Origin of the sequence: Acinetobacter rongchengensis, from assembly GCF_003611475.1 — a bacterium.
Classification (GTDB): Bacteria; Pseudomonadota; Gammaproteobacteria; order Pseudomonadales; family Moraxellaceae; genus Acinetobacter; species Acinetobacter rongchengensis.
The window spans coordinates 1-24530 of the sequence record NZ_RAXT01000047.1; the positions used below are offsets into that span (position 1 = coordinate 1).

General features: G+C 37.2%; 24 protein-coding genes. 6 read left to right on the top strand and 18 right to left on the bottom strand.

Annotated features, from left to right (window positions below):
* From D7V20_RS15210 to D7V20_RS15225, 4 genes are all read right to left on the bottom strand, one after another.
* Positions 1 to 107: undecaprenyl-diphosphate phosphatase (locus D7V20_RS15210; protein ID WP_328588411.1), on the bottom strand; the 107-nt coding region annotated here is incomplete at its 3' end.
* A 32-nt stretch (positions 108 to 139) separates the two neighbouring features.
* The gene (gene tsaB / locus D7V20_RS15215) at positions 140 to 805 is read right to left on the bottom strand and encodes a tRNA (adenosine(37)-N6)-threonylcarbamoyltransferase complex dimerization subunit type 1 TsaB (RefSeq protein ID WP_120384981.1); all 666 of its coding nucleotides are present in this window, start codon (positions 803 to 805) and stop codon (positions 140 to 142) included.
* A 156-nt stretch (positions 806 to 961) separates the two neighbouring features.
* Positions 962 to 1498, bottom strand: coding sequence for a gamma carbonic anhydrase family protein (locus D7V20_RS15220; RefSeq protein ID WP_120384982.1), 537 nt, complete (start codon positions 1496 to 1498; stop codon positions 962 to 964).
* A 2-nt stretch (positions 1499 to 1500) separates the two neighbouring features.
* Complete coding sequence (locus tag D7V20_RS15225; RefSeq protein ID WP_120384983.1) at positions 1501 to 2130, bottom strand: CoA pyrophosphatase; 630 nt, start codon at positions 2128 to 2130, stop codon at positions 1501 to 1503.
* A 124-nt stretch (positions 2131 to 2254) separates the two neighbouring features.
* On the opposite strand from D7V20_RS15225, the gene D7V20_RS15230 reads away from it, so the two are divergent.
* Complete coding sequence (locus D7V20_RS15230; RefSeq protein ID WP_120384984.1) at positions 2255 to 2803, top strand: NUDIX hydrolase; 549 nt, start codon at positions 2255 to 2257, stop codon at positions 2801 to 2803.
* A 97-nt stretch (positions 2804 to 2900) separates the two neighbouring features.
* On the opposite strand, the gene filF is transcribed toward D7V20_RS15230, so the two are convergent.
* The 6 genes from filF to filA form a co-directional block, all read right to left on the bottom strand.
* Positions 2901 to 4850, bottom strand: a complete 1950-nt coding sequence (gene filF / locus D7V20_RS15235) for a putative pilus system protein FilF (protein WP_120384985.1) — start codon at positions 4848 to 4850, stop codon at positions 2901 to 2903.
* Positions 4851 to 4860: 10 nt separating this feature from the next.
* Positions 4861 to 6183, bottom strand: a complete 1323-nt coding sequence (gene filE / locus D7V20_RS15240; protein WP_120384986.1) for a putative pilus assembly protein FilE — start codon at positions 6181 to 6183, stop codon at positions 4861 to 4863.
* Entirely contained in the window at positions 6183 to 7847 is a 1665-nt protein-coding gene (filD, locus tag D7V20_RS15245) for a putative pilus system OmpP1/FadL family transporter FilD (protein ID WP_120384987.1), read from the bottom strand. The genes filE and filD overlap by 1 nt, the downstream gene beginning before the upstream one ends.
* 10 nt (positions 7848 to 7857) lie before the next feature.
* Positions 7858 to 9093 carry a putative pilus system protein FilC gene (gene filC / locus D7V20_RS15250; protein ID WP_120384988.1) on the bottom strand — a complete coding sequence of 412 codons (1236 nt, stop codon included), beginning with the start codon at positions 9091 to 9093 and terminating at the stop codon, positions 7858 to 7860.
* A 50-nt stretch (positions 9094 to 9143) separates the two neighbouring features.
* Positions 9144 to 9980: a putative pilus system C39 family peptidase FilB gene (gene filB, locus D7V20_RS15255; RefSeq protein ID WP_120384989.1), complete on the bottom strand. Its 837-nt coding sequence runs from the start codon at positions 9978 to 9980 to the stop codon at positions 9144 to 9146.
* A 195-nt stretch (positions 9981 to 10175) separates the two neighbouring features.
* Positions 10176 to 11171, bottom strand: a complete 996-nt coding sequence (gene filA, locus D7V20_RS15260; protein WP_120385002.1) for a putative pilus system protein FilA — start codon at positions 11169 to 11171, stop codon at positions 10176 to 10178.
* Between the two features lie 260 nt (positions 11172 to 11431).
* Here filA and D7V20_RS15265 point away from each other — a divergent pair, with 260 nt between their 5' ends.
* Positions 11432 to 12781: an anthranilate synthase component I family protein gene (locus D7V20_RS15265; protein ID WP_120384990.1), complete on the top strand. Its 1350-nt coding sequence runs from the start codon at positions 11432 to 11434 to the stop codon at positions 12779 to 12781.
* 55 nt (positions 12782 to 12836) lie between these two features.
* Here D7V20_RS15265 and hisC read toward each other — a convergent pair whose 3' ends face one another.
* The 7 genes from hisC to D7V20_RS15300 all read right to left on the bottom strand — a co-directional run bounded on the left by hisC (position 12837) and on the right by D7V20_RS15300 (position 20100).
* Positions 12837 to 13934 (bottom strand): histidinol-phosphate transaminase, encoded by a 1098-nt coding sequence (gene hisC / locus D7V20_RS15270; protein ID WP_120384991.1) that lies wholly within the window; start codon positions 13932 to 13934, stop codon positions 12837 to 12839.
* A 215-nt stretch (positions 13935 to 14149) separates the two neighbouring features.
* Positions 14150 to 15451, bottom strand: coding sequence for a histidinol dehydrogenase (gene hisD / locus D7V20_RS15275; protein ID WP_120384992.1), 1302 nt, complete (start codon positions 15449 to 15451; stop codon positions 14150 to 14152).
* Between the two features lie 319 nt (positions 15452 to 15770).
* Entirely contained in the window at positions 15771 to 16460 is a 690-nt protein-coding gene (gene hisG / locus D7V20_RS15280) for an ATP phosphoribosyltransferase (protein WP_120384993.1), read from the bottom strand.
* On the bottom strand, positions 16460 to 17725 hold the full coding sequence (gene murA, locus D7V20_RS15285) for a UDP-N-acetylglucosamine 1-carboxyvinyltransferase (RefSeq protein ID WP_120384994.1): 1266 nt from the start codon (positions 17723 to 17725) through the stop codon (positions 16460 to 16462). Before murA ends, hisG begins: the two co-directional genes overlap by 1 nt.
* Positions 17726 to 17731: 6 nt before the next feature.
* Positions 17732 to 17983 carry a BolA family iron metabolism protein IbaG gene (gene ibaG, locus D7V20_RS15290; protein WP_010116465.1) on the bottom strand — a complete coding sequence of 84 codons (252 nt, stop codon included), beginning with the start codon at positions 17981 to 17983 and terminating at the stop codon, positions 17732 to 17734.
* A 143-nt stretch (positions 17984 to 18126) separates the two neighbouring features.
* Positions 18127 to 18465 (bottom strand): ribosome hibernation-promoting factor, HPF/YfiA family, encoded by a 339-nt coding sequence (gene hpf, locus D7V20_RS15295; RefSeq protein ID WP_120384995.1) that lies wholly within the window; start codon positions 18463 to 18465, stop codon positions 18127 to 18129.
* A 177-nt stretch (positions 18466 to 18642) separates the two neighbouring features.
* A complete protein-coding gene (locus D7V20_RS15300) occupies positions 18643 to 20100 on the bottom strand; it encodes an RNA polymerase factor sigma-54 (RefSeq protein WP_120384996.1) in 1458 nt (485 codons plus the stop codon).
* 525 nt (positions 20101 to 20625) lie between these two features.
* Between D7V20_RS15300 and D7V20_RS15305 the strand changes: the two genes are divergently transcribed.
* The 4 genes from D7V20_RS15305 (at position 20626) to D7V20_RS15320 (ending at position 23899) form a co-directional block, all read left to right on the top strand.
* On the top strand, positions 20626 to 21525 hold the full coding sequence (locus D7V20_RS15305; RefSeq protein WP_120384997.1) for an amino acid ABC transporter substrate-binding protein: 900 nt from the start codon (positions 20626 to 20628) through the stop codon (positions 21523 to 21525).
* Positions 21526 to 21619: 94 nt separating this feature from the next.
* Complete coding sequence (locus D7V20_RS15310) at positions 21620 to 22462, top strand: amino acid ABC transporter permease (protein ID WP_120384998.1); 843 nt, start codon at positions 21620 to 21622, stop codon at positions 22460 to 22462.
* A gap of 2 nt (positions 22463 to 22464) precedes the next feature.
* Positions 22465 to 23142 carry an amino acid ABC transporter permease gene (locus D7V20_RS15315; protein ID WP_120384999.1) on the top strand — a complete coding sequence of 226 codons (678 nt, stop codon included), beginning with the start codon at positions 22465 to 22467 and terminating at the stop codon, positions 23140 to 23142.
* A 13-nt stretch (positions 23143 to 23155) separates the two neighbouring features.
* Entirely contained in the window at positions 23156 to 23899 is a 744-nt protein-coding gene (locus D7V20_RS15320; RefSeq protein WP_120385000.1) for an amino acid ABC transporter ATP-binding protein, read from the top strand.
* 74 nt (positions 23900 to 23973) lie between these two features.
* Here D7V20_RS15320 and D7V20_RS15325 read toward each other — a convergent pair whose 3' ends face one another.
* The gene (locus tag D7V20_RS15325) at positions 23974 to 24399 is read right to left on the bottom strand and encodes a hypothetical protein (RefSeq protein WP_120385001.1); all 426 of its coding nucleotides are present in this window, start codon (positions 24397 to 24399) and stop codon (positions 23974 to 23976) included.
* Positions 24400 to 24530: the final 131 nt, after the last annotated feature.

Consider the following 24530-nt stretch of genomic DNA (forward strand, 5'->3'; position numbering starts at 1 on the left):
AATTCAGAGGCAAGAATTAAATGTCCTGTACTTGAAATAGGTAAAAATTCAGTAATACCCTCAACAATACCCATGATAGCTGCTTTAAGAAGCAGTAAAAGATCCATGTTCAATCCTAAAAATTAAATCTAAAAACTGATTATGATTTGCCTTGTTCTGGAATTTTTTTCCACGCATCATCACGTAAATATACGGGCAACGCCTGTTCAGCACTGAACCAATGTTTTTCAATTGCATTTTGACGTGCAATCGTCGCAACATCTTCGGCTGTCGCAGTAATGTGCTGAAACTCTATAGCGGATTCCTTAACTAAAGCTGAACCTGAACCAATCAATGTATATTTTTGGTATTCAGCGGCATGTTGATAATCGAGTAGCTTTTCTTCATCGACAAGCTGCATGATATTATTTTGATCTAGCTTAAAACTCGCCATATAGACTTCTTTCATTCTCGCATCTAATACAGCGGTGACTTCAGTCAATTGTTGTAATCTAAACGCAGCTTGAGCGAGTGCTTGCAAAGTTGAAACAGGAGTGACAGGAATATCGTTTGCCCAAGCCAAAGCTTGTGTCACAGCAGCATTAATACGCACACCGCTAAATGAGCCTGGGCCTCGACTAAAAGCAATCGCAGTGAGTTGCTCATTTTTAATTTGAGTTTGCACAAAGCCCTGCTCAATCATTGGTAAAATGGTTTGAGTTTGTGCCTTTGCTCGTTCATCAAGTTGAAAATATAGCGTTTTTGTTTCATCAACAATTGAAACGGAACACTGCTCATTGGCAGTTTCCAATGCCAGCAATTTCATGCACAACCTTAACTGTATTAAAAATGCTGACTATGATACTCCACTCATTTCAAGAGTGCGAGCGCTTAGCACCAAAGCCAAATATATAATGAACAGCCAAAATAAAACCAAGAATTAATTCTTGGTTTTATTTTCAAATATTCATCTGTTTTAAAATCATTTTTCGAATTGAAATTCTTCTAAATCGATAAAATCTTTATAATGTGATGCATAGTGCAAAGCGCTCATTTTCAATAGATTTTCTGCATTTTCATCTAACGTACGGACAACTTTCCCTGGCGAACCAACGACTAAAGAATTGTCAGGAATCATCTTCCCTTCTGGGATTAAACTATTTGCACCAATGATGCAATTCTTCCCAATCACTGCATTATTAAGAATGACTGCATTAATCCCCACTAAGCTATTATCCCCAATCGTGCAACCATGCAACATTGCTTGATGTCCAATGGTCACATAGTTGCCGACATTAAGTTCAATACCTGCATCGGTATGCAGAACAGCATTTTCCTGAACATTACTAAAATCACCAATCCGAATTTTAGAATTGTCCGCACGAATCACTGCACCAAACCAAACACTAACTTGTTGACCAAATTCAACTTGACCAATCACGGTTGCATTATCCGCAACCCAACCATCAAAAGGTTCATGCAATGCCTTTGGTGCATAACCTTTAAATTTGTACATCATATTCAGTCGTCCTTGAAACCATTTTTATTAAAAATCTTAGTGCTAAATGTAGGTGGATTAAGTAAAAAAGGCCAGTTTTTCTGATAATCCAAACCATACTTAAACAGTGAAATTAAAATTCGAGCGGTTAATCCCCAAATGACTTCATTCTCAATTCTTAAACTGGGAAAATAAACAGATTGATGTGCCAATCGGACTTCGTAAGGGATGGGTTGCGCCTCCATCATTTTCCGAATGGGTGCATAAAAGATACGATCTATTTCAGTCGGTTGAGCAATTAAGTTTGTATCTGGAGGAATTAAACCCACAACAGGTTTTACGGTCATTCCGCTTTTAGCACGCTCCATGGGTAAATCTCCAATGAGCTGTACATCAAAAGGATTGAGCGCTGTTTCTTCCCACGCCTCCCGTAATGCGACAACAATATTACTTGTATCATTGGGATCACGTTTACCGCCTGGAAAAGAAACCTCACCTGCATGATTGGATAAATAAGCAGATCGTCTAGTGAGTAAGATTTTCGGATCTTTTTCTTGAGTGATTGCGACAAGAACTGCGGCATTGGCAGGATGTGTTCTTTTGCCAAAACGTAACCGATTTTGCAATACTTGGGTTAACTCTTGATCCAGCATTTACGACACTCTTACTTCTAATTCTCATTACATCATATATGAAATTTTATAGATAAGGCTATAAATGATGCGAAACTAAATTTTTTCAGTTATGCTGAGTTATCTCAAATTTTCAATGAAGCTTATGAGTTTTTGTACTGCTTGTGGTCAAACGACAATAGAAAAAATACCATTAGGTGATCAAAAAGTCCGTAAAGTCTGTAGCAACTGCGGTACCATTCATTATGTCAATCCTAAAGTGATTTGTGGTGCACTCGCTATTTGGGAAAATAAAGTTTTGTTGTGTCGCCGTGCGATTGAACCACGTTATGGCTTGTGGACACTTCCAGCAGGTTATATGGAATTGTTCGAAACGATGGAACAAGGTGCAGCACGTGAAACACGTGAAGAAGCAGAAGCGGAAGTAGATATCGAACAGCTTTATTGCATGTACAATATTCCACGTATCGGTCAAATTTATGTGTTATTCAAGACACAAATCAGAGATGGTGTATTTGGTGCTGGTGAAGAAACCATTGAGAGTCGTTTATTTGAAGAACATGAAATTCCTTGGAATGATTTGGCTTTTCCAAGTGTCGAACGTACCTTAAGACATTATTTTGAAGATCGTAAAAACAATAATTTCCCGATGCATTTAGAGACTTTAGGTACTCGTTTAGATCAAACAGGTTAAGTTTTTATTTTAAACACAATAAAATTTAATCTAATTAAATAACCCCAACCAAAGTTGGGGTTATTTTATAGGCTAGCTTTGATCGGCAAAATCCACTTTATGATTTCGTTTTAATGGTATAACAGCTTGGTAAGCTGACTGATAATGTACCTGAAGTTCGTTTTGCCAATTCAGCTTGGGCAGGTGTTACTTTTGCTTTATTCGCTTCAACACTATTATAAATAGTTTGATAAACGGCTTGTAAATTAATCCAAGTGGCTTGTGTTGTAGTATCACCCGACCAACTGGTAATATTGACACCGCTTGAAGTATTTTGCTCATTAATCAATCTTTGAAGATTTAAACGAATACCACCTGAGGCAATTGCACTTTTTTCGATATTAGTACCATCTGTTGGTGCAATAACAAGTGTTTCATTTAACCCAAGTAAAACACCATCAAGATTTTTAAAGATCGGATTGGCTAAAATCATACGTAAAGTAATCGATTTTTCTACATTACCATTGATATATGCTGTCCCTGTTGTTCCGACACGATATTGCTGCACATCTGAACCAGTATAACGATAGGTAGTTTTGTCAAAATTCTCACTATCACAACGTGTACCTGACAAATCCGTTGCAGATGTCATATTGGTACGAATATCGCCATTTTCATCAATCACAATACCTAAAGTCTGTGTTTTTGGATTAACTTCAGGATTATCAAATGCAAAAGTTAAATTTACATACAGTGGGAAATAATACTTCTCACCCGTTTTAACCGTCTTTTGAGTAAGAAAAACTTGTTTATCTAAATAATTAGCAGGATTGGTTTTATAAACATCAATGCCTCCAGACAATTGATCACCGTTTAAGGTTTGACGCCACTTACCGTAAACAGTGTTATCTGTTGGTGCAGTCGCTGTCCCTGACGCACGTTTGTACATATCTTCTGTACCCGCAATATTGGTATTATTGACTAATGTACCTTGATAAATTTCTAATTGATCACTGCTATTACTATCTGACTTAAATGCCAATGGAGTGGCAATTTTACGTGATAACGGACTAATCCAACCTTGCTGTGCGTCTACATTCAATTTCTGTGGAAGGGCTTGATTTAACAATTGAAATCTTAATAATGAATCAGCAATAGTACTACCTTCAACTTTTTGAGGTATGCCTACCCACTGCATAGCATAACCCATTGAATAGCCTTGACGGTCTGTTACAAGGTACATATTGGCAATCGATTCATTCTTGGTACTTAAATCACTCTTGCCTGTAAAGCCTTGAAGATCAACGTTAGCACCGCTAAAAATTAAGAAATTTGTTGAATAAATATTCACCAAAGATTGTTGAATTAACCGTTGCGCTGTTTCTTTTGCCGTATTTTCATCGATTGCGCTTACATTTAACCACGGCTTTAATTTCTCAACATAGGTCCCATCGAGGAAATCAGCAGGCCCAACATCTGTGACCAAATTTTTTAAATTATTTTTAATTTTTTCACTAAGCTCAACTGGTTGTATATCACCCGCTTGATTCGCCTCTTGCTCTACAGCAATCGCTTGTAATACACGAACCAACCCAACTGTGACTTTAAAAGTATCATCATTCATGGTCATACTGGTCGGCGCTTTACCTGTCATTGCTGTTGCAATATCAACTAAACCTATTGCTGCTGGCTGACCACTAACTTTTAATGGTCTAATTTTAGATAAATCGACATCACCTAATGTAATTTTTCTTAGAGATTCAGTTCCTTGAATGAAGAATTTTGCTTTATCTCCGATCAGGCATCCACCTGAAGCCAAACCACCTTCTATTTTTGTTGAATAATGGTTTTGAGTATCTGTGCTACAGTCAAAATTTAAACCTTCAACTGGATAATCGACGTAAAACCCTAAGCATTTTTCTGTAGAATCTGCATCACATCCATTGGTATAGGTTTTTATGCCTTGATATGGATTCTCATGCACAGTTGAACTTTCACCGCCGCCACAACCAACGAGCGCAAGTGTTAAACCTGTTAAGGCAAAAGGGATTAAAAATCTTTTTTTCATCATTACGTCCTTACTGAATAACACTCAGCTTAATTTGTCCATGATTTGTTAATTGTTTATTTTCAACATCTATTGCTGAGGCTAAAGGGGTTAAAAACATATAAACTGCTTTTTCAGGCTTTCTCAACACCCCTTCCATCGCAGAAAATTGTATATTGTTATCTTGCATTTCTTCATTTTTAAAACCACTTACACCTTCTAAAACACAACCTTGCTGATCAAGAAAAACCACCAAAGGCCAATAATATGAAGGGATTTTTGAAGACGATGCATATGAGGTAAGTAAAACATTTTGCACTTGTGAATCTAATTCAACAACTTCGTAGGCAAAACTTTCTTTAATTGGAGCAACTGGCCAAATCCCAAGTTCTTGATTTTTTATGGATAGTTTTTTTGCTTTTTGAACTTTTTTCCCAGTAAAACAACTTTTTTCAAGGTTTTGAATGACTTCATTTTGTGGTAAGCGATAATACGTAGGCGCTAATACAATTGCTTTATTTTCAACTACTTTTGAATTACCACGGATCCGATCTAATAAACTAGCACTTAAACCCTTTTGGCGTTCTATTGTCTCATAACGCCCATGAACAGCACCGACTTCAGGCGTCATGTAGAATCGTTTTTTCCCTTCTAAGTTAAATTCTTGATCTTCCAAATATTCATTATTGACATATTTTTCTCCATCAATCACAGTGAAATGATTATTTTCACTTTGCTTCTGTTGTACTTGGGTTTGGGATGAAGCTAAATTTTGCGTAGATGATTCAGCAATAACTGCTGTTTGTTCAATATTTTTAACAGGTTGTTTAGAAGGTAACGATTGAACAACTGGAGTAGGTTGTGTTTTTTCTACTAAAACAACGCTTGATTTTTGAGTTTGTTTGTCTTCTTGCTGGATAATAATTAGATCGGTAACATTTGTCTTTTGTTGTTCTTTTTGCTGTTCAATCTTATGCTTGGACTCAGATTTATGCTGTTGAGGAACAGAAACTTGGCTATTGGTTTGTGTTTCTATCGGTTTATTTTTTAAGACAGGCTGTGCTTTGCTCTGTTGATCGATCACTTGTTTGTTTTGAATTACAGGTGCTAACTCTGTATTTTTTATTTGAGTGTCTGCACTTTTAGGAATTTGCTTTTGAGGCTCTTGTATTTTAGCCGTCTGCTTTTTAGATATCTCTTTAGTATCTATAGGTTTTTGCACAATCATTGGATGTCCATCTGGTCCAATGATTGTATAAAAATTTGCGGCGTAAGGGGTTGTTATAGCTAGACTCATGCCTAAGGCTAGCCATAATGGTTTTAAAGCTTTTGTATTACTCATTTTCAAACGCATTACCATCTCGTTCTATAGTTAATACCTAAGATAATTACATCCGTTTTTGTTTTCACATTTAAACCTGCATATGGATTGAGCAGTAAGTTATCCACACCTGTTTGGTTGGCTAAACTACTGGTGTTTGCAGGAATATTGTCCTTACTACGCAAATAACCAGCAGACAAGTCAATATCAGTATCTTCATCAAAACGATAAGTCAGTCCTAAACCATACAACTGTGCATTGTTAATGGGCACCATGGTATTACGTTTATCATCTGGAATTGAACTGGCACGAGGTTCATACCCTGCGCGTAGCGTTAAACGGTCATTGGCTGAATATTCAACCCCAATGCCCCAACTCCAAGGTGACTTAAAGCCTAATGGTAATGCTAATGATTGATCAGTTACATTATTTGATAATAGTTTTGCAATTTTAAGTGCTGAAATTTGACGATCAAACTCAAATTTAAATTTTTCCCATGCTTTAAAATCGGTCCAACCTACATCAAAATTGACCTGTAAATCAGGTAAAACTTTATATTTGATACCTGCCTGAAAATGCGCAGGATATTCTAAATCCATTGCAATCAATCCAGACTCCGTCGGTGGAATATAACCTGGGAAACCTAAAATCGCTGCTAAAATTTGTCCTGTAGCAGATGAGTTTAAACCTTTTATTAACTCTCTAGGCGCATTGGCATTGTCAATAAAGTATTTACCTTTCATGCGCATTTTTGCCGAACTTTGGTAGACCATACCAAAGCCGAATTCTTCTGTCGGTTCCCACATCAAACCTAAGTTATAACTTGGGCTTAGACTTTGCTCAAGCGATACTTCCATTTTCCCGAATTTACCAAACGGGTTCATCCCTTCATCAGCATTACAGATCCCAAATAATAATAAGTCTGTAATCACATTTGAGTTATTACGGAACGGCGCACACACAGACTCATCAATCATCCGTAATACACCAATCATTTCATTGGGAAATCTTAAATCAGTTTTTAATGCCATTGCGTTATATGACATGCCGACTGAAGCACCAATCGAAAGTTCGTCATTCACCTGATAAGCGATCGATGGTGACAAATAGGTAATACGCTCAATCGCAATCTGCTGTCCCATATAATTACCAGGATTACCGTCTTCAGCACCAAAACCAGCGACCATTGGCGCATATGCAGCCGTTGCAAAAGTGAATTTTGAACCTGGTGGATTATAGGAAACTCCACCTGTAGGTGCTAAAACAGGCCAACCTGGACCTAAATCGACAACTTTTTTTAGGATTGGAACATAGAGGCTTGCATATTCAACATCACCGCTTACTGAGTCCTTATAATCCGTACAGAGGTTTGATGGATTGTCCGCAGTATCATTACAGATGAGCGGGTCATCAGAATACCCGAATACATTATAACCAACAGGAGCAGAGAACTCTCGTTGAACACTAAAATCTGCAATAATTCCCTGCACATCAGTCTGTAAACCTTTCAGTTTAGTTAAGCCTGCAGGGTTAAAATGAATTGCACTAATTCCAGGAGGGTCAGCTGTAACAGCATTCCCCATTGTTAATGAGCGTATATCTACAGAAAGGTTTAAACCTAAATGTGCAAACGCCTGTGTTGAGCACCCTGTCAAAAAAATCGCTGTAACTAATGGGCGCAATCGTATGTTTTTCATACATCACCCCTTATTTAGCTTTCTTCTTGCCAAAGCCCAAAATATCAAGCGGGAAAGATAAACCTAATGAGATATCTGGTGAATCTTCAGTTAAACCAATACCTAAAGTACCATTAACAATTGTTTCAGGGTTAACACGAACCCCTAGAGCAATTGAGAACATACCACTCGACTGATCTGCTGCTTTATATTCATCAGACATCCCAGCAACTGGTTTATATTTAAATGATGTATTCATATTAAACGACTGTTGATATGACATGGTCATCGACACATCGTAGTTAAATGAATAAGCAAAACCAAAAGAGAATCCACCTGTCATTCCAGGATCGAACTCATCTAAAATACGTCCACCAGCTTGATTTCCGCCTTCCCCTTCGGAATTACCACCACCGCGTACTTGATTAAGCCCTGTTTCTTTAAAACCATAGTTTGCAGAAACTGAAGCAAATAATACGACTGGGTCTATGTATTTACGGGTACTCGCACCAACGCCTACAGAATAATAACCTTTACCAGTAGATAGGTCTGTTTCTGGATTAATTTCATATGGGCTATCACCAGTCTTGGTTGACAGACTTCCGAATAAAATCAATGGTAAACGGCCTGCCTTTAATGGGAAAGGTTCCCAACGTGCACCTAAGTTAATATCACCTAAGCCTGCTGTTGTTGTATCTTTTAAACTGTCTGACTTTGTAACTAGTGGAAGTGAAGCAGTAAAGGTTAAATTATCACGTACACCATATTGTGCAGTAAAGGTATTGGTAATAGTATGATTGGCATCTTCATCAACACGCAATTGATAGAGTTGACCTTCATTCATCCCTGCATTAATTTGGCTATCACGATAATAAGAATAATCTAAATCATAAAAAGTCGAAAACTCACCTTTCTTAATTAGCGAGTATTGGCGCTCATTTGAAGTAAAAACTTCTTGTAAATTGGTTTCTTGAGTAACATCGCCCTCTTTCTTCTGCAAAGCTTCTGCTGCTTGAGAACCAGGTTTTGGTACTAAAGACTTTGTTTCATCTTTATTGATCGCCACTTCTTGAGTGGATGTAGCTGTATTCGTCGGATTTGTAACCTCTGCGCTTGAAGTGCTTGCAGTATCGGCAGATACAGCTTGATCTAGTTGCGCTGCCTCGTCAGTACTAACATCACTTGCTCCTTCCGCAGCATACAAACTCCCCATTACAAATTGAATACTAATTGCAAGTAAAGTTCTTTTCATCCATTGATTATTCATTTTATTCCTACCCAAGATTCAATTCCGTTATTTAATTTTTAGTCCATCTTCTACTTACGTTTATAATAGAGTCGCATATACGTTGTAATTGGCTGATTATATGTCGCAGAGTTAACATCTCGGTCAATAACCTTGCGCATTGTTGATGCTTTATCCGCAATTCGATCTGCATAATCAGGGGTTGCAAACTGCGCATCGACCAATGCATAACGGTTTATGGTCGCATCATCGACATGACGCATATCCGCATCTTGCAAAGCAAGCATATTACGTTGTTGATCTTTCGCAACATTTACAATAAATAAAGTATTATTTTCCCAAATTTGCTTGAATCGTTCTTGGTCGAAACTGATATTACCTAATGCAGGGTCAGCGACATAAACTCGACCATCTTTATACGCCTTAAAAACTACAAAATGTTTAAATCCAGCATAGGAAATAGGGACAATAACTGGCTGATTTTGATTAATCAGGTCAGTAAACTCACCTTTAAAACCACCACTTTCATAGCCTATAGCAGCAACAAAACGCTTCATGTCTAAAAGTGAAAAGCTTCTTCGTTCTATAATACGATCATATTCCCCAAAACGAAGTAAGCCTTCCATGGTCTGTTGTTCAGTAAGATTAGTGCCAACATAGCCATTGAGTAATGTCGTGAGCGCTGCGGAACCACAGCTGTAATCATACGCTTGACGTACAATTCCGCGGAACTGATTTTCTAAGGCAGGTTTGATGGTCACCACTTCACGATGATTCCGTGAAAATGATTTATCTCGTGAATCCGCAAGCTCGGTATAGTACACAGCATCTTTTGGCTTAGGTTTCACATCTAAGGCGTGGCTGGCAAAATAATAGATTAATGCCGAACCTAAAGTAATTTCTAACATAATTCTAACTATCAAGTAGCGGCAGTGTTTTGCCAAAGTGTTAATTTTATTTTTAGAGTGAACACTCTACGTCCCTGTGACTAGAAGATAACGCTTTTTGAGAAAAAAAACAGCACTTTTTTGAACTTTTGTCGTATTTCATAAGTTTTTTTGTAAAAAAAAGCGCGTATAAAACGCGCTTTTTTTAAATTTGAATTAGTGACCAGCAATCGTAATTACTGCACCAGGAGTCATGCCTAGACCGTTATATACTTTCATACCTGAGATTGCAACATCACCAATCGCTGCACTACCAGCACCTGTACCATTAAAACCAGTCGCAACCGTAGGTGCTGTAACAGTACCACCACCTAAAATGACTTTAGTTAGGTAAATATCTGTACCAGCCGCATTCTTCATTGCTGTAATCGCAAGGCCTGTAGGTTTCACAGCGATATCAGCATCTAATGCTAGATCTGCACTACCAGTATCATGAAGTTTAACACCACCAATTGCAACAAAACCACCACCAGCAGCAGATGCATCTTTAAGCGCTAGGTTGTTAATTGAAAGACCGCCAATCATTTTACCATCTAATTTGATCATTGCACCTTGTGGGGTATTACCTAATTGGATATTTGCAGTCATTTTACCTGTTTTTAAGCTTAAACCACTTAAAATTTCAGCAGAGCCTGTACCTGCAACATATGCACCTGCAGTACCTGTCACATCATTAACTTCAATTTTACCCAAAGAAATATCTAAACCAGATACTGCAGCTGCTATATTTAGGAATGGTGAACCGCCATTACCGTCAGTATCAATTGTTAAATCAGCTAAGTTGTGTGAAGCCAAAGTACGAGTAAGATCTAAGTTTGCACCAGTACTTGCAAGCGGTTGACCATCTGTTGTAGGCGCAGATACCACAACATTATTAATTGTAATAGCACCAGCATCACCAGTACCACCAACATCACTACCTACAACATTTGTACCTGCTGAATTTTGATATAAAACCTGATCAGTTTTTAAACCATCACCATCAAAAACATGTAATTTAGCAATTTCAACTTTGGTAATACCGATACCAATAGAGATACCATCTTGACCAGTTGTTGCGCTTAGTGCAGCATCATCCATTGCTTGCATAGCCATTGCGTTTGAACTGATAGCCACTGCAGAAACTAAAGCAAGTTTAGTGAATAATTTCATAATATGTACTCTCCCAAGAGCATTTTTTTTCATTTTTAACCACTCTCCGCAGTTCCATGTTGTTTTTGTTTTTTTACAACAGAAACTTCAATCCTTGAGTAGTCCGTTTTGCCTTTTTAAATTAACTGCATGTTACTTTTTGTTCAACTGCTGTTTGTCAAAAACGATAACTAACCGATAAACGGTAAACACTTTTTAAAGCTTAATTTTCAGGTAAAATAGTCGATATTATTTTGCATTTTATCGAGTTAAAACTCCCTATGTTTCGGAAGCCATTAGATTTTTCCTCAAAAAACATTTCAGATATATTGCAGAAATTTAAACTGTTATTTGGCTGTACTTATTTAAAAAACTCAGGTGAATTATTGCTTTCGTTTTTACCTGAAAGTTATTGTATTGCAACAAAAGACCAACTTTACTTTTATCAAAGAGACAATACTTTTAACTATCAAATCAATCAGAATATAACGCAAATCAATCAATTCATTGAATTTTCTGCCCCAATGCTACATTCAAATTCTTTCCAAGGCGGGTATATTGGGTTTATTGATTATAATTATGCCAGTCAACAAAACATTGACTGTCAGCTCAAGAATCAACCCAATCTATTTATTGGAAAATATAAAACATTTATAAAATTTGAGCAGAATCAATGGTTTTTTTACAGCACTGAGTCTTGCGCGGAAGAATTATTCCAATATATTCAAGATTTACTCTTAACCACAAAAAATAATCCTCAAGATTTCCAACTACTCACATCATGTCGTCCTACTTGGTCTAAAGCCCAATACACACATGCATTTGATCAAATTCAAGATTACATCAAAGCTGGCGATTGTTATCAAATTAACTTAACTCAAGAATTTACAGCACAAGCGAGTGGTCATTTACTTGATACGGCTGAACAATTTTGGCAGCTCACAGATGCACCCTACTCTGGTTATTTAAAAATTGATGATTTTGAATTATTAAGTTGTTCACCTGAATTATTTATAAATTTTGAAGCCAATCGCAAAATCGTGACAAAACCGATTAAAGGAACCATGCCTCGTTATCAAGATCCAGTTCAAGATGAACAATCTAAACAGACATTAATTCATTCTCAAAAAGACCAAGCTGAGAATGTCATGATTGTCGATTTGTTACGAAATGATTTAAGTGTTTATGCAGAAGTCGGTTCTGTTCAAACCCCAAAACTTTTTAATATTGAATCATTTAACCAAGTACATCATATGGTGAGTGAGGTAACTGCCACATTAAAAGAGAATATCAACCCTTTTGAAATGTTACTTTCAGCCCTTCCGGGTGGTTCGATTACAGGCGCACCCAAAATTCGGGCAATGCAAATTATTGAAGAATTAGAAAGTGCTCCACGTGGTGCGTACTGCGGGTCTATGGGATATTTCAATTTTGATGGGACGGGTTCTTGGAATATTTTAATTCGTTCAATCCAAAAATACCAAAATCAAGTGTCTGTATGGGCAGGTGGCGGAATCACCATTGCATCTGACTGTGATGCAGAATATCAAGAATGTTTTGATAAAGTCTCTGCCATGCTTAATTTACTTAATACTTGGCACAATCCTATTACACAGAAAAGCGAATCCTAAGATTCGCTTTTTTTGCAGGGTTATTAAATAATACGCTTTTTCTTAGATCATCCAATCACACCAAGATATCATTTTTCAAAGTATCCACTAAACGTTGATTCTGTGCATCTGTACCAATGGTGATACGTAAAAATTGATTAATTCGTGGCTTATTGAAATAACGAACAATAATACCTCTTTCACGTAATTGTTTTGCTAATTCAGCTGCATCTTTTGAGGCTAAAGAAGCAAAGATAAAATTGGCTTTTGAGGGCAATACCTTAAAACCAATCTCTTCTAAATCCGCAGTTAATTTCTCACGAGTCTCAATGACTTTTTGACATTGTGCTTCGAAATATTCTTGATCTTCAAATGAAGCTACAGCAGCAGCGATTGCAAAACGATCAATCGGGTAAGAATTAAAACTATTTTTTACGGCTTCTAAAGCAGCAATTAAATGTGGTTGTGCAATTGCAAAACCGACACGCAATCCTGCTAAAGAACGAGACTTAGACGTGGTTTGGCACACCACCAAATTATCATATTTTTCAACTAAATTTACCGCTGATATTGCACCAAAATCGACATAAGCCTCATCAATCACAACAACCGAATCAGGATTTGCAAGTAACACTTGTTCTATTGCTTCTAATCCTAATGCAATACTGGTCGGTGCGTTTGGATTAGTGATAATAATCCCGCCATTCGGCTGTTTGTAATCTTCAACATTTATTTCAAAGTCATCATTTAATGGCAATATTTTAGTTTGTGTGCTGATTTCAAAAAACTGACTATAAACTGGATAAAAACTATAGGTAATATCTGGATAAAGAATCGGCTTATCCTGCACAAAAAATGCTTTAAAAATATGTGCTAAAACCTCATCCGAACCATTTCCAACAAAAACATGACTAACCTCAACATGTTGTTGTTTTGCTATTGCCTGTTTCAAAGCAGTTGCATCAGGATCGGGATAAAGACGCAAAGCATCTGCTGAATCCACTAAAACAGCTTGAACAGCAGCCACCACTTTAGGTGAAGGTGGATAGGGATTTTCATTGGTGTTTAATTTTAATAGGTTTTGAATTTTAGGTTGCTCACCCGGCACGTATGGCTCTAATTCACGTACAGATGGACTCCAAAAACGCATTTGCTCAGTTGTGATATTTGACATTTTAATTTCTCAATATTCTCTCTTCTTTTAGGAGAGGATTAGGATGAGGTTTTATATCCTTCCTCTCCTAACCTCTCCCAAAGGGAGAGGGTTCTCCATCTTCTAAATGATCAAAACGATTTTCGTCACTAGAATACCCTCTCCTTTCAGGAGAGGGTTAGGGAGAGGGTTAGAGTTTTAGAAAACTAGGTTTTTTCACCTAGACTATAATTCAATTACTGATAACGGTATCTTGCTGATCTCGCATGTGCATCCAAATTTTCTTGCTGAGCAAGAATATCGGCAGCTTTAGCAAGCGGTTTCACACCTTGTTCTGTACACATAATCAAACTTGAGCGTTTTTGGAAATCATATACGCCCAATGGCGATGAAAAACGTGCTGTGCCTGAAGTCGGTAGAACATGGTTTGGACCTGCGCAATAATCACCTATCGCTTCTGGTGTATATCGTCCCATGAAAATTGCACCTGCATGGCGGATGCTTTCTGACATTTGTTCAGCTTCATCTAAACAAAGTTCTAAATGCTCAGGTGCAACTTGATTGATCAAATCTATTGCCTCTTGACGATCTTTCACCAAGACCAACGCACCACGATTCGCAATTGAAGTTCGTGCAATCTCAGCTTTAGGCAAAGCTGCTAAATGAGCTTCAATAGCTTGAGCAACATCATTTAAAAGTTGTTCATCAGGGCTAATAAAAATTGCTTGAGCAACCGTATCATGTTCGGCCTGCGACAAGATATCCATTGCTAACCATTGCGCATTATTTTCACCTTCTGCATAAACTAAAATTTCAGAAGGTCCTGCAATCATATCAATTCCGACTTGACCGAATACTGCACGTTTTGCTGCCGCGACAAAACGATTTCCTGGCCCAGTAATTTTATCCACTTGCGGGATGGTTTCCGTCCCATATGCCAAGGCTGCTACAGCTTGTGCACCACCAATCGTAAACACCCGATGTACACCAGCCAAATATGCCGCTGCCAAAACCAATGGATTTAATTCACCATTCGGTGCGGGTACAACCATAATAATTTCTTGTACACCTGCAACATGTGCAGGGACAGCATTCATCAGAACCGAAGAGGGATAAGAGGCTAAACCACCAGGAACATAAATTCCCACACGATCTAACGGTGTTACTTTTTGCCCAAGGGTATTTCCCAACGCGTCCACATAAGACCAGCCTTCTTGTTTTTGAGCTTGGTGAAATGTACGAATACGATTCGCTGCCAGCTCTAACGCTTCACGTACTTCTGTGGTTAAACCTTCAAAGGCAACTTTCAGTTGCTCTTGAGACAGTTCTAAATCTGAAAATTGATGCGCTGGATGTCGATCGAACTGTTGAGTGAGTTTAAGCACATGTGCATCACCATGTTGGCGGACATCTGCAATAATTTGGTCTACTGTTTTTAAAAGCTCAGGATCACTCACTGTTTCAAAAGCTAACAAGTCAGCAAAGACTTGTTTAAAGTTCTGCTCTTGAGTCGATAAACGTCGCATCAATTTACCCACAAGGTTGTTTAGGAAAGATTTAGTTTACCTTGTTTTGTCTCTCTTGTGGGCAAGATAGCATCACCAATTCAGCTTAGTTTGATAGGAAAGTTTGATGGATCATAAAGTTTAAAACGTAATAAAGGGAATAAGTTTATTAAAACAAGTAAAACTCGAATTTTTTTAAGCTATTTTGAAATTCAGCTTTCTGATTTTTATAATTCAACATTCAATATCCATGGAAGCTTAAAAAATTAAATAAACACCGATTCATATCAATAAAAAAACCGCCCAAGTATGGACGGTCATTTATGCTCAAAAATAGATTCAATACATGAATTTATTTTTGGCGTTCTGCAACTGCTTTTTCAAGCTGTTCAAGAATTGGATTTAATAAAGTTTGTTTACGTTTAAAACTGGCTTTATTCACGATCAAGCGAGAAGATACTTTGCAAATTTCTTCTAATGGTTCCAAACCATTGGCACGCAAGGTATTTCCAGTATCAACAACATCGACAATGTAATCACCTAAACCCACCAATGGCGCAAGTTCCATCGAACCGTAAAGTTTAATGACATCGACTTGCTCACCAAGACTTGCATAATACTGACGGGTTAAATTGACATACTTAGTTGCGATTTTTAAACGCCCTTTTGGACGTACCATACCCACTTTGCCCGCTGTCATTAATTTGCAATTGGCAATTTTCAAATCCAACGGTTCATAGACATTTTGTGCCCCATGTTCCATCAGAACATCTTTACCTGCGACACCAATATCCGCTGCACCATTTTCCACATAAGTTGGCACATCTGAGGCACGTAAAATAAGGATACGTACTTGTTTGTGTGTGGTTGGAAAAATCAACTTACGAGATTTATCTGGATCTTCCAATAAGTTAATTCCAGCAGTTTCAAGTAAAGGTAAAGTTTCCTTTAAAATACGCCCCTTACTCAATGCTAAAGTTAAACCATGATCAAAATTGCCCATTACGTCAAAGTTTGGATCATCGTTTCTCATATCGCTCATTAACTTGTCTCGCTCACTCGCTGAATTTGGGCACCAATCCCTTGTAATTTTGCCTCAATATCTTCATAACCACGATCGATATGGTAGATACGATCAATGATTGTTTCGCCCTCTGCAGCCAAAGCAGCCAATACAAGGGAGAATGAAGCACGTAAATCCGTTGCCATTACAGGGGCTGCTGAAAGCTTTTCCACACCAGTAACAACTGCATCATTACCTTCAACCTGAATATTTGCACCCATACGCGCCAATTCAGGGACATGCATAAAACGATTTTCAAAAATCGTTTCAGAAATTGTTGCAAAACCACGACCAATCGCATTGACTGCCATGATCTGTGCTTGCATATCTGTTGGAAAATCTGGATGTGGCAAAGTTTGGAAGCTCACAGCTTTAGGACGTTTACCCATCATATCCAGTTCGATCCAGTCATCACCACGTGTGACTTCTGCACCCATTTCTTCGAATTTATCAAGTACTGATTCTAATAAGTTTGGATCGGTATGCGTTGTTCTAACTCGTCCACCCGTAATGGCTGCAGCTGCTAAATATGAGCCTGTTTCAATTCGGTCTGCAACGACGGCATACTCACAACCATGTAGACTTTCAACACCAGTAACAACCAATGTATCTGTATCTAAACCTTCAATTTTTGCGCCCATTTTAATGAGCATTTGCGCAAGATCTGTAATTTCAGGTTCACGCGCTGCATTACGAATCGTGGTTACACCATCAGCTAAAACGGCAGCCGTTAAAATATTTTCTGTACCACCCACGGTCACCATATCAAAAACGACTTCGCCACCTTTTAAGCGACCATCCACTTTTGCATGGACATAACCCGCTTCGACCTCAATTTGTGCACCTAAAGCTTCAAGTGCTTTTAAATGTTGATCAACAGGACGAGAACCAATGGCACATCCGCCTGGTAATGAAACTTTAGCACTACCATAGCGCGCCAACAAAGGCCCAAGTACCAAAATTGATGCACGCATCGTTTTTACTAATTCGTAAGGTGCAAATTGATTATCGAGTGTAGATGTATCTGCAACGACTGTATCTCCTTGATAAGTCATGGTGACACCTAAACCACCAATCAATTTAACCAAAGTGTTCACGTCTTTAAGATTTGGAACATTGGTTAGAGTAATGGGCGTATCTGCAAGGATCATGGCTGCTAATAAAGGTAAAGCAGCATTTTTCGCACCTGAGATGCGAACTTCACCTTCTAATTTTACACCGCCTTGAATGAGAAATTTATCCATTAACGCTTAAGCTCCAAACATACTGGCTTTGCGCCATTCTTCTTTAGTCATTGCACGAATCGTCACAGCATGTACTGCACCACTTGCGATATAGGAGTTAAGTGGCTGATAAACTGTTTGTTGACGAGCAACAGGGCGCTTTCCTTCAAATTGATCGTCTACAATACGGAGGTCAAATTTACCGGCTTGTCCACTGACAGCAACTTCAGCATCAGGAAAAGCTGCTTTTAATATTTCAGTGAGCTGTTCACTATTCATTGCATCGACCTCATTATAGGACTGACAGTGTAAAAACCGAATATTTTACTATAACTCTGCAAAATAATTCATTATCTCGTACAAAATTATCAATAAAAAAAAGAGGTATTCGCAACCTCTTTTTTAAATTTTTATTTTCTATTCTACACAGATACCAACAAAGGTTGATAATTTAACTGCATCTTACGATGTCGTTCTAACTGCCTTTTTAATTTATCGGTGAGTTTTGTAATCGCATTATACATATCATCTGCACAAGCCTGAGCAAACAGCTCGACGCCTGGTAGTCGAACAATCGCTTCTGCGATATGGTTTGCACTCCCTTTTTTTGATCGTTTATCTAATTGATGATCTTTACTCAACTTCACCTGCATACTATTGACTTGATCTATATGCTTTGTCATCTGCGTAAATTTATCTCGAATACTTTCTTCTATTGCAGGGGTAATACTTAAATGGTGTCCACGAATTGTAATTTGCATAGTTCGATCCCTCTCCTTCATCATGAAGATATGAAAGTCATAGTTAAAATGATCCCATGTCAAAATTCATTTAGAGAAATACCCCTAAATCATGTCATCATTTTAACCATTCAAAAAACTAACAAGCGATTCATTATTTGGTCATAATGAACATTTAGAATAGTCACATTTTAAAAATTAGATCAAGACTTTTCGATCTGAAGATGAAGGAATATGTAACGATTCACGATATTTTGCGACCGTTCTACGAGCAACCTCAATTCCATCATCCTTCAATAAATTTGCAATCGTATTATCTGACAATGGTTTACGTGGATTTTCATCTGAAATCAGTTTTTTGATTTTTGCACGAATCGCTGTTGACGAAGCCTCACCACCTGCTGTTGTTCCCACATGACTTGAAAAGAAATATTTCAATTCGAACAAACCACGTGGCGTAAGCAAAAACTTATTGGTCGTTACACGAGAAACGGTAGATTCATGTAATTCTACCTCTTCCGCAACATCACGTAAGACCAGTGGTTTCATACCTTCAGCACCGACTTCTAAAAATTCACGTTGATGTCGCACAATGCAACTCGCAACCTTTAATAAAGTCTTATGCCGTTCATCAACACTTTTAATAAAGTTTTTTGCTTCCAGCATTTGATTACGTAAATATTGATTATCATCACTTTGATCAGCACGCTTAATCATTCCAGAATAAAAAGAATTGATTCTTAATTTAGGTAAAATATCTGGATTTAATTGTACATGCCAATGTTCATTTTTCTTAGACACCACAACATCTGGAATTTGATAATCTGATTCTTTTTGCTCAAATTCAGCTCCTGGATAAGGCTTTAAAGTCTTCAATAAATCAACGGTTGATTTTAATTGATCCGCATTTAACCCCGTTTGCTTCAGTAATTTATTTAAATCATTACTCACCAATAGCTCATAATGTTTTAACAGCATTAATGCTTCTTTTTTAAATAAAGTCGTATTTGGCAAAGCATCTATTTGTATAAATAAACACTCTGCTAAATGCCTTGATCCAATTCCAATCGGCTCTAAGCGCTGGATATGCTTTAAAACGACAAGAACTTCATCAGACTCAATTTCTACCTCGTAATCCATTTGTTGTAATAAATGTTGTACAGAACTGACGATTTCCTCGATATCTGCATCTAAAAAACCTTTTTCATCTAAAGCATCGACTATGCAGTATGCAATTAACTTATCTACAGGTGAAAAATGCAACAGATTCACTTGCCCAAGCATATGTTCTTTTAATGATGCATCTGCATGATGATTATCTTCACGCTCATCAAACTCTGGACGTTCCATTGCAGTAGATTGATGTGTATAGACATCATCCCAATCGGTATCCACAGGTAATTCATCAGGTAGATGATCTGCATTTAAAGACTCTGAAAGCTCATATTCTTGTTGTTCTTTTTTTATAGTATCTAAACTTTCAATCTTTTCATGACTTTCCTCCTCTACTTTTTCAAGCAGCGGATTACTATCTAATTGCATTTGAATTTCTTGTTCAAGCTCTAAACTCGATAATTGGAGCAATCGAATGGCTTGTTGCAGTTGAGGCGTAAGCGACAACGAGTTTGCAACTTTTAATCCAACCGATAACTTCATAGAAATGCGCCCCACACTGTTAACATGTATCAAACATAAATAAGAATAAGCAAAATTCATGCCTATTTACTTTTTATAGCATATTGAGTGATATGCGCCTAGTCATAAAAAAGAATGAATCAGTAAAAAAATATTTATTATTGATCAACTAAAATTAATCTTAGCCTGCATATTGATTTTATTAAAAATAAATTCTGTTGATTGGAATTAAATATTGTCAATTTCATTATCAAACAAAGAAATACTGTTTGAAAATGCATAAGCTAAAATAAATACCTTACCCTCTATTTATTTAATTTTTTTTACATACAATACCAAACCTATCGTGATCAGTATCACATTATATTTTGATCAAAATTTACTATTTATGATGTTTTATTCTTTACTTATTCAAAGGGTAGGTATAAAAATAAATAGGAATACGGTGTTTGACGGATCATGTATTGCAAAATACATAACACCAAAAATGTAACAATTCGAACCTAAAGTTAGATTGCTCAATAAAAGCAAATGGAGACTTCAAAAATGAAGAAATTATCGACAAAGGTATTAACGACTACTCTTGGCGTACTTATGGCGGGCGGTGCTTTTTCGCAAGTTCAAGCAGCAGATACTCTTGCAAAAATTAAGCAATCAGGGAAAGTCATTATTGGTTATCGTGAATCATCAGATCCGATTTCTTATGTTGTGGGCGGCAAACCAATGGGTTATGCAGTAGATATTTGCAATAACTTTGCAAATGAACTGAAAAAATCATTGAAGATGCCAAATCTTAAAGTTGAATACAAAGCCGTTACTTCTTCAACCCGTATTCCAGAAATATTGGCAGGCAATATTGATATGGAATGTGGTACAACAACCAATTCTGTACAACGTCAACAACAAGTTGGTTTTTCTACGAACTACTATGCAACAGAAGTTCGTATGGCTGTAAAAGCAAACTCACCAATCAAATCAATTGCTGATTTAAATGGTAAAGCAGTTGTAACAACTCAAGGTACAACTTCTGATAAATACATCAAAATGGGTGAAAAAGGTGAAAAAGTAAATGTGAATAACGTTTACGGTAAAGACCACTCAGATTCATTTGCAATGGTTGCATCAGGTCGTGCTGCTGCATTCGTAATGGATGATAATATTCTTGCAGGTTTAATTGCAAAATCTTCAAATCCTAAAGATTTCAAAATTGTTGGTCCTGTTCTATCTTCAGAACCATACGGTATTATGATTCCTAAAGGTGATGCAGCTTTTAAAGCAATTGCTGACCGTGTTGTAACAACTATGTGGAAAAATGGACAAATGGCTGCTTTATACAAAAAATGGTTCTTGTCTCCAATTCCACCAAAAAATGTCAACATGAATATGCCAATGAGCTCATCTTACAAAGCGCTTATGGCAAAACCTACTGATGCTGGTATCAACTAAGTTACCCACTTATTAGAAAATAGTGTATAGATCAAAATATAGCTTATATTTTGATCTATAATTTTTTAAAAAATTAAAATTGCAAGGAGCACGCATGTCAGTAGGCTCACTTAACTGGACAGCATATTGTCTACCTTCCAACGAATACAGTTTAGATAAAGCGGCATGGGCAGAATCTGTATGTAAAGCAATTGGTGGTGAAAGTTACTCCCCTGTTGCTGATGCACCAACCTGGTTACAACTCTTAGGTTCTGGAGTTTGGACAATGGTTTGGACAGCTGTTTTAGCTTTCTTTTTGGCATTCGCTATCGGATCTCTCATCGGTATACTACGTACATTACCCAATAAACCATTGTCATTTATTGGAACCTGCTATGTAGAACTATTTCGAAATATTCCACTGATTGTTCAGCTTTTCTTCTGGGCCTTTGTATTTCCAGAATTTCTCCCAAAAAGCTTAAGTACAGGTAGTGGAGAAATCGTCAATGGTGGATGGTGGCAAAACATTCTCAATGATAACCCTGCTGTAATCGGTGTTTTTGCACTTGGTTTATATACCGCAGCCCGTATCGCAGAACAAGTTCGTGCAGGGATCAACACCGTTTCACGTGGACAAAAAAATGCAGCTTTCGCAATTGGCTTAACCCAAAGCCAAAGTTATCGCTATGTTATTTTACCAGTTGCATATCGTATTGTTTGGCCAACACTTACATCTGAAGCGATGAACGTGTTTAAAAACTCAGCCGTTTTATATGCATTAAGCGTTCTTAACTTCTTTGCATACACAAAAACAATGCGTGAAGAAACATCCCAAGATATCGTTATTCTTATTCTTTCTACTCCAGTCTATTTAGTGATCACCTATTCTATTAAATACATTATGGCTTGGATTGAAAAGCGCATGGCTGTTCCTGGGTTAGGATCAGGGGGTAAATAATTATGGATTTCAGCATATTACAAAACCAAGATGTAATCCAAACCTTACTCGCTGGTTTCAAATTCACAGTGACAGTGACCGTGCTTTCTGTCATTGGCGGTATCTTGATTGGTACACCACTTGCAATGATGCGACTTTCTGATAATAAAATTGCCAGTGGTTTTGCTAAAATTTATGTAGATTTCTTTCGTGGTGTACCACTGATTCAAGTCATCTTCATCTTTTACTTTTTACTACCTAAATTTTTTGAATTCCAATCAGATACATACTACGGGCCACTTTTTTCAAGTGTAGTGACTTTCGCAATTTTTGAAGCTGCATTCTTCTCAGAAATTGTACGTTCTGGTATTCAATCGGTATCTAAAGGTCAAGTCAACGCAGGTTATGCGCTCGGTTTTACATACGGACAAACCATGTCTAACGTTGTATTACCACAAGCTTTTAGAAATATGCTTCCTGTACTACTCACTCAATCGATTGTTCTGTTCCAAGATATATCTTTGGTATACGTGATTAGTGCTCCAGACTTTTTAGGTAATGCCAATACATTGGCGAATACCTATGGTGCTGAAACTAAAGCAACTTTCTACTTAGTCGTAGCCATCGTTTACTTCTGTATTTCCTTTGCGCTTTCAAGACTTGTGAAGCGTTTACACCAAAAAATAGCAATTATTCGTTAATTGGAGAATCGATATGCCAATGATAGAAATACAACATATCTCAAAATGGTATGGAGATTTTCAGGTACTAACTGATTGCACAACTTCTATCGAGAAAGGTGAAGTTGTGGTGGTTTGCGGACCATCTGGTTCAGGTAAATCAACACTGATTAAAACTGTTAATGCTTTAGAACCATTCCAAGAAGGTAACATTATTGTTGATGGAACAGCGCTAAAAGACTCTAAAACTGACTTAGCTCAATTCCGTTCACGTGTAGGAATGGTATTCCAACATTTTGAATTATTTCCACATATGACTGTTTTAGATAACCTCACCATCGGCCAGATGAAGGTACTTAAACGCTCTGAACAAGAAGCTAAGAAAAAAGCACTGGAATACTTAGATCGTGTGGGTCTTTCTGCACATAAAGACAAGTTCCCAGGACAACTTTCAGGTGGTCAACAACAGCGTGTTGCTATTGCTCGTGGTCTATGTATGGACCCAGTATGTATGTTGTTTGATGAACCGACTTCTGCCCTTGATCCTGAAATGGTAGGTGAAGTTCTCGACGTTATGAGCCAACTTGCAAAAGAAGGCATGACCATGATGTGTGTAACCCACGAAATGGGCTTTGCACGTAAGGTTTCAACACGTGTTATTTTTATGGATCAAGGAAAAATTATTGAAGACTGTAAGACAGAAGATTTCTTCAATAAACCTGAAGAACGCCATGAACGTACTAAATTTTTCTTAGAAAAAATTTCTGCGGTACATTAATAAACCTAACACCTAAAACCCCAATTTTATTGGGGTTTTTTATGATTAATAGAAAATGATCACAATAATACTCTTTACTCATTTTCTTGTATTAAGAACTTTGAAGCTTTGCATTGTAAAAGACTATTACGAATAGCTCTTGAGACAACAGGATCGTCAATTGAAATTTTGACTGGTATTCTTCTTCTAAACAAAGCTGAAAACGTCATCTTTAGCTCCTGCCACATACTTTTAGATGAACCACTATACAATACAAATATCAAAAATACTTCCCATAAATCTACTGCTAATTCAGATGCTTTTAATGACTCAGCAATAAGATTAATGACTAGACTATCTGATGGCAAAGGTTCAGATGATTCCCATTCATGTCGGCTTCCGACAGCAATGATTATTTTTTGTTGTCCTTCCTGTTTCAAAACAATTTGATTATCTCGACTAGACAAAACAATATTATCTTTTGATAGATAAGTCATCGATTTTTGTGTAATTATTAACATATTTCAATACGAATTCGAATATAAATTAGTTCAATATAAAGAATTCCCTGATTGACCTGAAATATTTTTTGAATTCCTTTGTATCAAAGCATAAAAAAATTCTTTACAGCATTGAACTGATGACGTTTTAT

Excerpts from the sequence above, each read along its gene's own strand:
- D7V20_RS15220 (WP_120384982.1), bottom strand. The coding sequence starts at position 1,498 with ATGATGTACAAATTTAAAGGTTATGCACCAAAGGCATTGCATGAACCT.
- hpf (WP_120384995.1), bottom strand. The coding sequence starts at position 18,465 with ATGCAAATTACAATTCGTGGACACCATTTAAGTATTACCCCTGCAATA.
- hisG (WP_120384993.1), bottom strand. The coding sequence starts at position 16,460 with ATGAGCGATATGAGAAACGATGATCCAAACTTTGACGTAATGGGCAAT.
- filC (WP_120384988.1), bottom strand. The coding sequence starts at position 9,093 with ATGAATAATCAATGGATGAAAAGAACTTTACTTGCAATTAGTATTCAA.
- filB (WP_120384989.1), bottom strand. The coding sequence starts at position 9,980 with ATGTTAGAAATTACTTTAGGTTCGGCATTAATCTATTATTTTGCCAGC.
- filA (WP_120385002.1), bottom strand. The coding sequence starts at position 11,171 with ATGAAATTATTCACTAAACTTGCTTTAGTTTCTGCAGTGGCTATCAGT.
- D7V20_RS15305 (WP_120384997.1), top strand. The coding sequence starts at position 20,626 with ATGAAGAAATTATCGACAAAGGTATTAACGACTACTCTTGGCGTACTT.
- D7V20_RS15310 (WP_120384998.1), top strand. The coding sequence starts at position 21,620 with ATGTCAGTAGGCTCACTTAACTGGACAGCATATTGTCTACCTTCCAAC.
- ibaG (WP_010116465.1), bottom strand. The coding sequence starts at position 17,983 with ATGAATAGTGAACAGCTCACTGAAATATTAAAAGCAGCTTTTCCTGAT.
- hisC (WP_120384991.1), bottom strand. The coding sequence starts at position 13,934 with ATGTCAAATATCACAACTGAGCAAATGCGTTTTTGGAGTCCATCTGTA.
- D7V20_RS15225 (WP_120384983.1), bottom strand. The coding sequence starts at position 2,130 with ATGCTGGATCAAGAGTTAACCCAAGTATTGCAAAATCGGTTACGTTTT.
- D7V20_RS15325 (WP_120385001.1), bottom strand. The coding sequence starts at position 24,399 with ATGTTAATAATTACACAAAAATCGATGACTTATCTATCAAAAGATAAT.
- tsaB (WP_120384981.1), bottom strand. The coding sequence starts at position 805 with ATGAAATTGCTGGCATTGGAAACTGCCAATGAGCAGTGTTCCGTTTCA.
- murA (WP_120384994.1), bottom strand. The coding sequence starts at position 17,725 with ATGGATAAATTTCTCATTCAAGGCGGTGTAAAATTAGAAGGTGAAGTT.
- filF (WP_120384985.1), bottom strand. The coding sequence starts at position 4,850 with ATGAAAAAAAGATTTTTAATCCCTTTTGCCTTAACAGGTTTAACACTT.
- D7V20_RS15230 (WP_120384984.1), top strand. The coding sequence starts at position 2,255 with ATGAGTTTTTGTACTGCTTGTGGTCAAACGACAATAGAAAAAATACCA.
- D7V20_RS15315 (WP_120384999.1), top strand. The coding sequence starts at position 22,465 with ATGGATTTCAGCATATTACAAAACCAAGATGTAATCCAAACCTTACTC.
- D7V20_RS15300 (WP_120384996.1), bottom strand. The coding sequence starts at position 20,100 with ATGAAGTTATCGGTTGGATTAAAAGTTGCAAACTCGTTGTCGCTTACG.
- D7V20_RS15320 (WP_120385000.1), top strand. The coding sequence starts at position 23,156 with ATGCCAATGATAGAAATACAACATATCTCAAAATGGTATGGAGATTTT.
- D7V20_RS15265 (WP_120384990.1), top strand. The coding sequence starts at position 11,432 with ATGTTTCGGAAGCCATTAGATTTTTCCTCAAAAAACATTTCAGATATA.
- filE (WP_120384986.1), bottom strand. The coding sequence starts at position 6,183 with ATGCGTTTGAAAATGAGTAATACAAAAGCTTTAAAACCATTATGGCTA.
- filD (WP_120384987.1), bottom strand. The coding sequence starts at position 7,847 with ATGAAAAACATACGATTGCGCCCATTAGTTACAGCGATTTTTTTGACA.